The following is a 12,367-nucleotide window of genomic DNA, read 5'->3' on the forward strand; positions in this document are numbered from 1 at the left end:
TTATAAGGTCGCTTTACTAACTAGCCAACCAGCTAGTGTTTCAAAGTCATCGTTTGCGACACTATATGGCGCGCAGTTAAGTGCTACATTTCTGTATGCGGTTGACTCTTTAATAACTTCGTCACTGTTAATAAAAAAGGGAGCCATAAGGGGAAGTGTCGATTGCCATAGGGAAAATAAGTCAAATTCTAGCGTTGATGCAGAGTTATAGCGGTTAACTAAAAAGTAATGTTTCCAATTGGTATCTGAATTTTTAAGTTTTTGCAGGCGCCTATAAATTAAGCTGTGACAAATAGCGTCGCAATTAACAAGTTCAATTACAATATCGTCTTTCTCTAATGGGTAGTGAGAAAGGTTAATATGTGAAGGGCAGTCAAAAAGTATCCAAGCTTCGTTGTTATAATTTAGGTTTTTGCATTTATTGACCGTTTTAGTGATGTTATCGGTGCTAGTGTCGTCGTTATCGCCAAATGGTAAAAATATAATGCCATCGTTATCTTGGTGAAAATGCGTAAGTGCATCTTCAAAGTGCACTTCATTACTCCAGCCTTTGGTGTATTTCCACGGTAAACCAAAATGTAAACCTAAGTCACTTTTTGCATCTAAATCGATAGCAACAACGTCAACGTCAGACTTTTTTAGCACGCATGCAAGGTTGGCAACTACAGAAGTGCTGCCTAAACCGCCTTTGATACCTTTAATGAAAACTCTTTGCAACGGGGTTACCTATCCTTAGTTTAACTAGTGTATGTGTTTAGTTCGTTGTTTATCTCTTTAAGCAATGCGTATTTATTAATTGTATTATTATTTTGCTGCTTGTTTACAATTTCTATGTAGTCATCACTCTTTCCACCAAAACGCAGTGTAAGGTTTTCTATATCACTCGATGTTAACGTTTGTGAGTTTTTAGATGTTAAGTTGTTCATCTTTACCTTTACAGTTACTTTAATTATTTTGATTAAAAGTGGACAATATTTGGCTATTATATATAGAATAACGGTTAAAACTAGTAAAAAAGTATTTTTTATAGGGCATTTTAAGTGCATAACTTTAACATAACGGGATTAGAGCCTGCTGCAAAAGAGTTAAAATCGGCTTCAAGTTATGCTGTTTTAGCCCCTTTAGATAATTTTGCAATCGAATTAGCGTTACATTCAATTAACCAAAGTTTAGCTAATGATATATATATAGTTTCTCAAGAGGCTGAATCATTTTTTGATTCTTCTTTTTCTGCATCGTTAAATTATGCTTATGAACATAATCGAGTACATCCTTTTTCGTTGGCCCCAGAAACACAACACTATTCAATTGAGCGAATCAATTCAGGTATTATAAAAGAGATAAGTGCTTATAAACGTCTAAACGAAGCGCTCATTTTTGTCCATTTTAATACAACACAGTTAAACAGCGCTGGCGAAAAAAGCTTGAAACTGATGATGAATGAGTACAACGATTTTGTTCGTCGTACCGGAGCTACATTACTATTTTTAATATCTGGGCCTGATATTGCTAACTACCGTTTTTTAGTTAGACGATTAAATAATGTATTTGATGGGCTGGTTTTTGTTGATAATGATTCTGCAATGCGAGTTCTTGAATATGATTATTGGCGCCATAGCACGGGTGTTATTGCTGGTGAACATTACCCGTTATTATTAAGTAATAATCAGTTTGTTGTTCAAAAGGGAATAATAAGCGAGAGCAAAGCACCTAAAAGTTCAGACTTTTCCGATGAAGACGATGTTTGGCTTGTGCAAAGTGCGGTGCCCGAAGGTACTAAATTACCAATGCACTATAAAAGTGTAAAAGATAATAATGACTTATTTAATAAAGGACCAAAGGTAGAAGCAGCCACCTTAATTTTTGCAGTAACGCGCTACACTGATTTAGCGTTATTAGGTAAGCAGTGTTTTGAACTTAGAAAAAACTGTGGGCGCTGGTTAAAGCTTGTTATTCAAAATGTTGATGGTGTTATTCGCCATCAAGATGAATGTTTATTTTTAACATTGGGTGTAAACCTTATTCTATATAGCTTTTCAGAGCCTTCTCGGTTGCTCTCACAAATTCAATCTATTCAAGGTTTTCAGTTTTCTAGGCCTTTACCTCCCTCAGTTGAGGACGTATTGAAATACACTGAAAACACTTTTTCGAAAGGATATTTACCTTTTATTGAGTTTACAAAACAAGTAGAAATTCATAGTGACTCAGCCGTTAATTTAGGTGTGAGTGGTGTGCTAGTAAAGCTTGAATTACTGCCACGGATCGACCCAATACACCCTTTGCATTTATTTCATATTAAACGCGAAGGTGATGTATTTAGTATTGCAGATAATACAGTTTATTTATATTTGCATGCTTGTAGAGAGAATGACGTTGATAATGCGATTAAGCATTTGTTTAAATTAAAAACAAGCGATTTTTTTGTACAGCAAAATGTAATTTCTGATCACTTTTACATTCAACAAGAATGTAAACAATTAAGGCGTTTTTATAAAGGTAAGAGTGTTGTAGATTTCTCGCAAAAACTTGCCGAGAATGATAGCTATAAATTTGCACCTGATATAGCAAACAGCGTTACTGAAAATATTAACACACCTGAATTTTCTAGCAAAAGCCGCCCAGATGCTAAGCCTTTTATAATGAAATTAAGAGATAACTTATGAGTATGAATCAGCTTTTAATTACCGTGTTTCTTGCAATGGTGCTTGGCGCGGTGCTTTGTATGCTAGGCAAATACATTTTATCTCAAATAACAAAATATTATTATAAGCTTACTTTTAAACATGAAGTACTAGAGCCTTATACACCAAATACAGTAAAAAAGGATAAGAAGTGAAATTATCAGGTTTAGGGGTTTGGAACCTTTATTTTTTAGTTAAGTTTGCTCTGTTTTATTATGGTGCAATTGATTTTAACGTATTAACTAATGCGGCTTTTGCTGCGTTGCTTGCGATTAAATTTAAACAGCCATTAATAGAGAAGGTAAAACATATAGTAGGTGCTGTGTTTGCTGTGGTATTACTTTACCAAGACTCATGGTTGCCACCAATAAACAGGTTGACTAAACAAGCGGGTAACGTTCAAGATTTTAGTTTTGGTTATTTTATTGAGTTATTAACCCGTGTTATTAACATTGATATGTTATTGGCTTTGTTCGTAATTAGTGTGTGTTTTTGGTATACATCGCAATGGATACGCTTTACAACAGTCACTATCGTTGGGTTGTTAGTTGTAGGATGGCAAGGGGGTAACTCTCAATCACAATTTGTTAATAATGTGGCTAACCCTGAGCCGGTTACACAGAGTCAAAGTAATCCTCAAACACAAGTGATCACTCAGGCAGCACAATCTCCTGATCAAAAATTAGCTGATTTTTATCAACAACAAAGCTTATTAATGAGTCACTTTCCAAGCCAAGTAAATGGTGAACTGTTTGATGTAATTATTTTGAACATATGCTCAATGGCTGTTGCTGATTTAAATGCTATTGGTGTAAGTGTTACTGATATGTATAAAGACTTTGATGTGGTGTTTTCAGACTTTAACTCGGCTACATCATACAGCGGACCAGCTGCGGTAAGGCTACTGCGCGCTAGTTGTGGCCAAACTAGTCAAACGGCATTATTTAAAGAGGCACCTGAACAATGTCACTTGTTTAAAAACCTAGAAAAACTAGGTTATCAAAATAATGTTGTGATGAATCACGACGGACATTTTGATGAGTTTAAAGGTTTAATAAATAAGTACGGTGGCCTAGATAGCACGCCATTTAATATCGATTCAATGCCAGTGGCGCTTCGAGGTTTTGATAATAGCCCTATTTACTCAGATGAAGCTGTGCTGGATGGTTGGTTAGAGCAAGCTGATGATTGTAAGCCGTGTGCTATGTACTATAACACCACAAGTTTACATGACGGTAATCAGCTAGAGAATCAACCAAGGGTGAATAGTAAAGAGACATACCCAATCAGACATAAAAACTTGTTTGCTGATATTAACCAATTTGTAAAAAAATTAGAAAAGCGTGGTCGCAACGTTATGTTAATGATAGTGCCTGAACACGGCGCTAACTTAAAAGGTGATAAAGTACAATTTGCAGGATTACGTGAAATCCCTAGTCCTGCAATTGTGTCTGTACCTGTAGCGATTAAATTTATAGGCCCAGACGTACAAAACTACTCGCAAATTGTGGTTGATGATTCAACAAGTTACTTTGCGCTTTCAGAGCTGGTAAGTAAGACGCTGCAAACTGATGTGTTTGGTGGGAATAATAGTGTTGCTAATTTACTTGAAAACCTACCTAAAGCACCTAAAGTTGCTGAAAATGAAGGCACAATAATGATGTATGTTAACCAAAGACCATTCATACAATTAGATGGTGGTGATTGGTCAGCTTACCCACAAGGTAAGTAGTCTCATAATAAGATTTAATAAACAGCACTGGTATAGTTAAATATAGATATCAGTGCTGTTTTTCTTCGTTTAATTACATCCCACTCTTTGGCTCTAAAAGCTATTTTGTCCAAAAATGTTTACAATAAGCTACCTTCTCAAAGCGACTTAGCGTATTATTCGGCTAATATAGTTTTTCCTTCTTTGAGGATGTATGCGTCTAGATATTCACTGTGCTGATCGAATTGGTATTGCTCAAGAAATCCTTAATATATTAGTTAACTACAGCGTTGATTTGAAAGGAATTGAAGTCGATTCTGTAAATTGTCGTATGTACGTTAGTTTTCCCGAAATTGAATTTGAACAATTCCAAAAAATTATGCCATCGATACGTTTAATCGACGGTGTACACGATGTGCGTACTACTGCATTTTTACCATCTGAGCGTGAACACAACGAATTAAATACTTTACTACGTGCATTGCCTGATGGGGTTATCTCTATTGATGCCAAAGGTTGGGTACGTTTGTGTAACGATGCAGCATGTAAAGACTTACAGCTAATTGAAAAAGACGTGATTGGTGCAAATATTAATAACCTGCTTAAAGGTTTTAACTTTACACGCTGGTTAGAAGGTAAAGAAGTACTCGGACAAACCACTCGCGTTGAAGTGGCTGGTGAGGATTTTATTGCAGACATTTTGCCAATTGCAGTGCCTCAAGGTAGTGAAGGTGATGTGCTTGCTGGTGCGGTTATTAACATTAAATCGCAAAGTCGGTTAGGGCAGCAAGTCAGTGCATTTAGACGTTACGGGCAAGAAAGCTTCGCTACTATTCACAACTTTAGTACGGCAATGCGCCGAGTTGTGCGCGAAGCACGCAAAATGGCGCAACTAGAAGCCCCTATTTTGATTACTGGTGAAACAGGAACAGGTAAAGAGTTATTAGCTAGAGCGTGCCATTACGCATCTAATCGTTCTGTTAAACCTTTTATTGCACTGTCGTGTGCTTCACTTCCTGATGATGTTGCTGAGTCTGAGTTATTTGGTTATGCCGGGTACGAAGAAAATGCAGCGCCAAAGCGCGGTGTATTAGAGCAAGCCGATGGTGGAACTGTATTTTTAGATGAAGTTGGCGAAATGTCGACTCAACTACAAACTAAGTTACTGCGTTTTTTACAAGATGGTACGTTTAGAAAAGTAGGCGATGAGAACGAAGTTAAAGTAAATGTACGTATTGTTGCCGCTACTCAAAAAGACTTACCTGCAATGGTACAAGAAGGGGTTTTTAGAGAAGACTTATATTACCGTATAAACGTGCTTACTTTAGAAATAGCACCACTAAGAGATAGAAAAGCAGATGTAGGACCACTTGCAGAGCATTTTATTCAAAAATATGCGCAACAAAATGGTCATGCAATTCCTGTTTTATCACAAGAGTGTTTGAGCTTTTTACAAGAGTATCCGTGGCCAGGAAATGTTCGTCAGCTGGAAAATGCAATTTACCGTGCAGTGTCGTTACTAGATGATAGCGAGCTTCGCGTAGAGCATTTACAGTTACCAACTTTTACCCATGATTTAGGGTATTTAGAGTCTGATTTTGAAGGCTCACTAGATCAAGCTGTTAAACGTTTTGAAGCGACCTTACTTCGCAAACTCTACCCAGCTTATCCAAGCTCACGTCAGTTAGCTAAGCGATTGGGCCTAAGTCACACCGCGGTAGCTAATAAGTTACGTGATTACGGTATTAACCGAAAAACAGTAAAAGTGTAATTGACATAAATAAATTAAAATATGGGGACTAATTTTTAGTGCCCATATTTTTTGTTACCCCGTCAATTGCAATTGTCTCGATACCTTCTTCGTTAAAGTTCATTACAATGCTGGCGTTATTACGAGTGAAAAAATAGCTACGGCCATTAAGTTCAATAACATAATCGCCTTTTACGGGGTCGCTAAATTGCTGCTTTTTTAAAGTGACCTTATGTTCGCCAATTTGCCATTCAAACTCTTCAATAAATCCATTATTAAATTCTTGCACCCATATTTGGCTGTCATCCTTTGAAAGCGTTATAGCTACCGAGTAAGAGCTAGGGATCTGCTCCATATTGTAACTTTTAGAGCCAATAGTGAATTTTTCAGCTTTTTGCTGCCATTCAAAACCAAATTTAAATTCTTTAACTACACCAGTAGGGTAAGTAACAGAGCCTTTACCCGGTAATGAAAAATCGGCAAAAGCATTATAACTAGGCGCTAATAGAGTTAGCGCAGTAATAATTTTTAGTTTTGACTTCATGAGTTATCTTTTTATTGTAATAGTGATTTAAGATTAAAGTAGAATATTCGTCTTCGCAAGGGGCTATGCTACACTCGAATAAATTTAACTGGTAAGACCTTTTTTGTGAACTTATATATTCGACTTTTATTATTGTTTTTTAAAATTAAACGTAACAAGCAATATCAAAATTTACTTGATACGGTAGATATTGATTACAAAGCTTTACCTACTGATTGTGACATTAATTTACATTTAACAAACTCACGTTACCTCGCGATGATGGATTTATCTCGAACTTGGATGACTGAGCGCGTTGGCTTGCTTAAACAAATAATGAAGCGTCGCTGGTTTCCGATTGTTAACGCAACTGCTATTACTTATATTCGTGATATTAAGCCTATGCAGCGATATACAATAAGTACTAAGCTAGTTGGATGGGATCATAAATACTTTTATATTGAGCAAAAGTTTCACTCAGAACGAGGCTTACATGCTATTGCTTATGTACGCGGTGTATTTAAAAGTAAAAAAGGTATTATAAGTATTGAAGAAATGCTTGAAGTGGCTGGTTTTGATGGCCAAACACCTATATTGCCAAGTGAAGTTATGCACTGGAAAGAAATGCTAGAGCAGAAAAAGTTAAGTAACCTGCCCTAATCTCTACAAATGAAAAAAAAGGCCTTTCGGCCTTTTAACACACATTGTAATTGGGTAACTACGTACTACTTTATATATGCTTTAAAAGCTGTATCTAACACCGAACATAGCAACAACGGGGTCAAGCTCAACAGTTGATGTAAGTGCTTTTGCACCATTAGCATAAACAGTGGCATCGGTATCAATATCCATAATTGATACCATGGCGTGTAGACCCCAGTTTGCATCAATTTTATAGTTAGCACCTACCTGAGCCATAAAGCCAAACGAATCATCTAATTTTACTTCTACATCGTCTGTTCCTAGCGTCGCTTTAAGTGCTTGAGAAGGTTGCTCATCAAAAAATGCAGTGTAGTTTATGCCTACGCCTATAAAAGGTCTTAGCGCATAACTTGTGTCTAAAAAGTGGTATTGCGCAACTAAAGAAGGAGGAAGCTGTTTTATATCTGCAATTTTGTTGCCTGCTAAGCCGCCTGCGCCATTTACATCGTGTGAAAAAGGTGTTGCTGCTATTAGTTCTAACACCCATTGATCGTTAAATGCATAATCTACAGTGATACCTAGTTGAGTATCTGAATCACCTTTAAGGCCCAGCGTAGGTGCTTCATTAATTGCTGAGCTACTATTATCAGGGTTTACGTTAATAGCGCCAACATTTACGCTAAAGTTAGCGTGTGCAGCTGGAGAGAGTGCTAATAAAGAGGTTAATAATGCGATGCTAATTTGAGTTTTCATGTTGTTCTCCAAGAACTACTGTTTGATTGGCGCTATTATTACCGAGCAATAAAAATGAAAACTTGTTCTAGATCAAAGTTTAAAAAACATTTTAACCTTGTGGAATGCTTTATTGATTTAGATTAAATTTAGCGTCGTTCTGCTTTTGAAAAGATTGACATATTTATTTCATCAACAGTCATATGAATGTATTAAGGCTGACATCGCTTAGTCATAAACTCACGTTTTAATAAAGGCACATTAAATAATAAAGTGTGTTTAACATGTTTTTAGAAGCATTCGAAAAAAAATCAAAAACAACGGATATTCAAAAAGAAGTTGTAGAGCACTTACAAACACTAATTCGCTTTGAATCAGTAACCCCTAACCAAGCGGGTGCAATTGATTGGCTTGCAGATAAATTGGTGGATTTAGGGTTAAGTTGCGAGCAATTTACTATAAATGGTGTAACCAATTTAATTGCCTGCATAAAATTCAAAGATGGCCCATGTGTTGCTTTTTCAGGGCACATTGATGTAGTACCAGCAACAAGTAGCGGTTGGTTAAGTCCTCCTTTTGAAGGGCGAGTGCGCAATGATGCAATATACGGTAGAGGGGCGGCCGATATGAAAGGGGGTGTTGCCGCCATGCTTAGCGCCACAAAAAAGTTAATTAATAGTAAATCCGCTAAAGTAGGGACTCTTTACTGGCTTATCACGTCAGATGAAGAGGGAGAGGCTGAATTTGGTTCTCAAGAAATAGTTAATAAGCTTGCCAAGCAAGGTGTTGTATTAGATGGCTGTATTGTCGGGGAGCCATCAAGTGTGGCACAAGTTGGCGATACGGTTAAGAATGGCCGTCGTGGTGCGCTTTCAGCTCGGATTTTAGTTACTGGTAAGGCAGGTCATGTAGCTTATCCTCAAAACACACTCAATGCTGCTCATATTGCTGCAAAAATAGTAAATAGCTTGAGTGATCAGATCTGGTTACTCGATGTGGCTAGCTCAAAAACCACACTGCAAGTGACTGGAATTAACATAAATAATGTGGTCGATAATTTAGTGCCAAGTCATTGTGAGATTACATTTAATGTACGTTATAGCCACGGTTACAGTAGCGCAGCAGTTAAAACGCAATTAATGAATACCCTAAACAAGTTTGCTGAGCATTTTACAATTGAGTGGGAACGCCCATGCGAGCCTTATTATACAAGCCATAATACGGGTTGGAGTTTACTTACTCATATTGAGCAGGCTATTTACAAAAACACTTCAAGTTACCCATTACTAAGTACAAATGGAGGGACATCAGATGGACGATTTTTTGCCAGCCCCCATACTCAAGTTATTGAATGTGGTGTGCGAAACAATACGATTCATCAAGCTAATGAACACGTATCTATTAGTGATTTACTTAAAATTGAAGCTATTTATACAACTTTACTAGAGCAGATATTTATAAATAATTAAATATAAATCGAGTACTTTATAAATATAAATCGAGTACTTTATAAATATAAAGCACTCTCTTATTATTGGTTATTCTAAATAACGTTTGGCTTTGTTTTCTTTTACATTTTCAAGATCGACCAATACCAATCCATCAATACAATTATTAAAATCGGGATCAATACTAAAGCTTAAAAATTGCACGCCACCTGGTTTACAAAGTTCAGTGTATTGTTTAAATAAAGTAGGGACTTGAGCCCCCATATTAGCTAACACATGCTTTAACTCTACAAAATCTTCTTTTACGTCATTGCCGCAAAAAAGAGTATTGCACTGGGTTAGCTGTTGCTCAGTTAATTTAAATTCATTATTAGGCGTAGCTAATTCAATACCACTTTTATAGTAATGCTGATAGTAATAAACGAGCATGGCTTTTGCTTGCTCGGGTAGAGCATTTGATACACTTACAGCACCAAACAAGTACCTGTACTGTGGATAGCTTTTTATAAAAGCGCCAATGCCATACCATAAATAGTCGAGGCTCTTACGTCCCCAATATTTAGGCTGTACAAAGCTTCTACCAAGCTCAATTCCTTGTTTTAGATAGGGCGTCATAGCGTCGGTATAAGAAAATAAGCTATCGGTATACAAACCTTCGCGGCCATGTTTTTGTATTATCTGTTGTGCACAGGCTAATCGATAAGCACCTACCAGCTCTAGCTGCATTGGGTCCCACAGTACAAGGTGTTGGTAATCCATATCGTATTTATCTATATCACGACGCTTACCACTACCTTCACCGACTGCTCTAAATGCTATTTCTCTCAGGCGCCCTAACTCTCTAAAAATAGGTGAGCTACCTGCATATTGGTATAGATGAATATGCATACCGTCTTGCGTTTTACCAAGTAGTTGGCATTGCTCAATTGCTTTTTTTAGCTCCTTTCTGCACTCGGGAACAGCGATAGGTGTTTGTGTTTTTAGCGGCAGTGCTTTTTTTGTTGTAAGCCTATAAAGCTGTTTACGGATGAGGTTTACAACTTCTTTATCTTTAAGATTTTCTATTAAGTAAGATTCAGGAGGGATAGAGGCGCCAATCTCAAACTCTAAAGATTTTTGGCGCTGCTTAAACATCTCGGCCACTAATAGTAAACTTGCCAAAGGTTTATAAATCATTGATGTGCCATAAAAAAGTGGACTGTTTTTGGCTTTAATATAAATAGGTAAAATAGGGCAGTTAGCTTTTTTTGCCATACGTAAAAAGCCACTATTCCATTTGCAGTCTTTAATACCTGTTGGCCCTAATCGCGATACTTCTCCTGCCGGAAATATAAGTAATGCGCCTTCATCCTTTAAATGGTTTTGTATATTACTAAGCTCTTGTTTCTTACTCATACCTGATAAGTTATCTACGGGGAGTAAAAGTGAGTGCATTGGAGTAACCGACATCAACATGCGGTTTGCCACTACTTTTAAATCCTGTCTTACAGTTGAAAGTACTTTGATAAGTGCTAAAGCATCTAATGAACCAATAGGGTGGTTAGCAACGATAACAAGTTTACCCTCATTAGGAATATGTTCTATCTGCTTAGGTTTATAGCGCGTATCAAAATTGAGTTCATCGAGCACTTGTTCAACAAATTCTAATCCTTGTAGGTGAGGGTAGGCATCACCAAAAGCAACAAACTCTTGTTCATGTAATAAGTAGCCTAGGCCTTTTTTTACTAAACCTTTTACTTTTGGAGAGTTCTCTAGTTGTGGTAAGTTTGCAGCAATTACTTTATCAACACTTATCATATTAACCTCATATTCCGTTTGGCCTATTCGCCATACATGTAAGATTAAAAAAAGGGTGTGACAGTTACTTTGCAGTAGTGTGACTTTTTAAAGTGCTAACTTATAAACTGTGTATTGTTAGGAGAATTTATGTCGGTATTGGTTGCTATAACTGGGCGTGACAACACAAAACTAATAACGAAGTTACAAGAGCGATTACCAAATACGCTGATAGAGCAATGGCCTGATTGCAAAAACGCACATGATGTGGATTTTGTACTTGCGTGGAAAGCGCCAGAATCTATGTGGCCACAGCTACCTAACTTAAAGGCTGTGTCGTCATTTGGTGCTGGCGTAGACAGTATCGATTTAACATTACTCGACGAAAGTGTTGAAGTAGTACGTATTGTTGACATGCAACTAGCTGAAGATATGGCGGAATATGTACTGACACATGTGTTAGCTCAAAAGTTACGTTTAAAAGAGTATTACATTAAACAAACACAGCAAACATGGAAGCCAAAGCGGGCGCATAGTAATAAACATGTCGGCATACTTGGGTTTGGTGAATTAGGTAAAGCATGCGCGCAAAAGCTTATAAATAATGGCTTTAAGGTAAGTGCCTGGGCGCAAAGTAATAAAAGCGCGACTAATGTCGAAATTTTTTATGGCGAGGAAGGCCTCAATAGTATGCTTTCTGATGTTGACTACCTTGTATGTCTATTACCCCTTACGCAAGCAACGACAGGCATTATTAATCACTCAATGCTCGCAAAGCTACCTAAACATGCTGTTGTTATTAATGTGGCACGCGGTGCTCATGTTGTTCAGCAAGACTTACTAAGTGCATTAAATAACGATAGCTTACGCGCAGCTACACTCGACGTATTTGATCAAGAACCTTTAGCGTCGAATCACCCTTACTGGGGAAACCCCAAAATAACGCTTACACCACATTGCGCGGCGATTTCTGATTTAAATAGTGTTATAGAGCAAATAGCCGATAATATTGAATGCTTGAATAAGGGGTTAGTACTTAATAATCCAATAGATAGAACTAAAGGTTATTAGCTGATAGCTAATTAGTTTAAAAAACAGCTTGTT

The 12,367-nt window shown here is 37.1% G+C and carries 11 protein-coding genes; 6 read left to right on the plus strand and 5 right to left on the minus strand.

The window, feature by feature from the left end:
• On the minus strand, positions 1–717 hold the full coding sequence (gene bcsQ / locus AAEY62_RS12845; RefSeq protein WP_024589432.1) for a cellulose biosynthesis protein BcsQ: 717 nt from the start codon (positions 715–717) through the stop codon (positions 1–3).
• Positions 718–737: 20 nt separating this feature from the next.
• Positions 738–926 carry a BcsR/BcsP family cellulose biosynthesis protein gene (bcsR, locus tag AAEY62_RS12850; RefSeq protein WP_007581346.1) on the minus strand — a complete coding sequence of 63 codons (189 nt, stop codon included), beginning with the start codon at positions 924–926 and terminating at the stop codon, positions 738–740.
• Between the two features lie 114 nt (positions 927–1,040).
• Between bcsR and bcsE the strand changes: the two genes are divergently transcribed.
• The 3 genes from bcsE (at position 1,041) to tyrR (ending at position 6,163) form a co-directional block, all read left to right on the plus strand.
• Entirely contained in the window at positions 1,041–2,663 is a 1,623-nt protein-coding gene (gene bcsE / locus AAEY62_RS12855; RefSeq protein WP_024589431.1) for a cellulose biosynthesis protein BcsE, read from the plus strand.
• Positions 2,664–2,832: 169 nt separating this feature from the next.
• Complete coding sequence (gene bcsG / locus AAEY62_RS12860) at positions 2,833–4,413, plus strand: cellulose biosynthesis protein BcsG (protein ID WP_350635061.1); 1,581 nt, start codon at positions 2,833–2,835, stop codon at positions 4,411–4,413.
• A 193-nt stretch (positions 4,414–4,606) separates the two neighbouring features.
• Positions 4,607–6,163 carry a transcriptional regulator TyrR gene (tyrR, locus tag AAEY62_RS12865; RefSeq protein WP_010555118.1) on the plus strand — a complete coding sequence of 519 codons (1,557 nt, stop codon included), beginning with the start codon at positions 4,607–4,609 and terminating at the stop codon, positions 6,161–6,163.
• 28 nt (positions 6,164–6,191) lie between these two features.
• Here the strand turns inward: tyrR and AAEY62_RS12870 are convergent, their stop codons facing one another.
• A complete protein-coding gene (locus tag AAEY62_RS12870) occupies positions 6,192–6,686 on the minus strand; it encodes a hypothetical protein (RefSeq protein WP_024589429.1) in 495 nt (164 codons plus the stop codon).
• 105 nt (positions 6,687–6,791) lie between these two features.
• Here AAEY62_RS12870 and AAEY62_RS12875 point away from each other — a divergent pair, with 105 nt between their 5' ends.
• Positions 6,792–7,325: a thioesterase family protein gene (locus tag AAEY62_RS12875; protein WP_002958217.1), complete on the plus strand. Its 534-nt coding sequence runs from the start codon at positions 6,792–6,794 to the stop codon at positions 7,323–7,325.
• Positions 7,326–7,406: 81 nt separating this feature from the next.
• Here the strand turns inward: AAEY62_RS12875 and AAEY62_RS12880 are convergent, their stop codons facing one another.
• Positions 7,407–8,060 carry an OmpW/AlkL family protein gene (locus AAEY62_RS12880; protein ID WP_002958218.1) on the minus strand — a complete coding sequence of 218 codons (654 nt, stop codon included), beginning with the start codon at positions 8,058–8,060 and terminating at the stop codon, positions 7,407–7,409.
• 263 nt (positions 8,061–8,323) lie between these two features.
• On the opposite strand from AAEY62_RS12880, the gene dapE reads away from it, so the two are divergent.
• Positions 8,324–9,508: a succinyl-diaminopimelate desuccinylase gene (gene dapE / locus AAEY62_RS12885; protein WP_350635062.1), complete on the plus strand. Its 1,185-nt coding sequence runs from the start codon at positions 8,324–8,326 to the stop codon at positions 9,506–9,508.
• Between the two features lie 69 nt (positions 9,509–9,577).
• On the opposite strand, the gene olsF is transcribed toward dapE, so the two are convergent.
• Positions 9,578–11,284: a bifunctional ornithine lipid synthase OlsF gene (gene olsF / locus AAEY62_RS12890; protein WP_024589427.1), complete on the minus strand. Its 1,707-nt coding sequence runs from the start codon at positions 11,282–11,284 to the stop codon at positions 9,578–9,580.
• Between the two features lie 129 nt (positions 11,285–11,413).
• Here olsF and AAEY62_RS12895 point away from each other — a divergent pair, with 129 nt between their 5' ends.
• Entirely contained in the window at positions 11,414–12,334 is a 921-nt protein-coding gene (locus AAEY62_RS12895; RefSeq protein ID WP_350635063.1) for a 2-hydroxyacid dehydrogenase, read from the plus strand.
• Positions 12,335–12,367 lie beyond the last annotated feature (33 nt).

The sequence above is a fragment of the Pseudoalteromonas sp. GW168-MNA-CIBAN-0100 genome, from assembly GCF_040309225.1.
Lineage (GTDB): Bacteria > Pseudomonadota > Gammaproteobacteria > Enterobacterales > Alteromonadaceae > Pseudoalteromonas > Pseudoalteromonas arctica.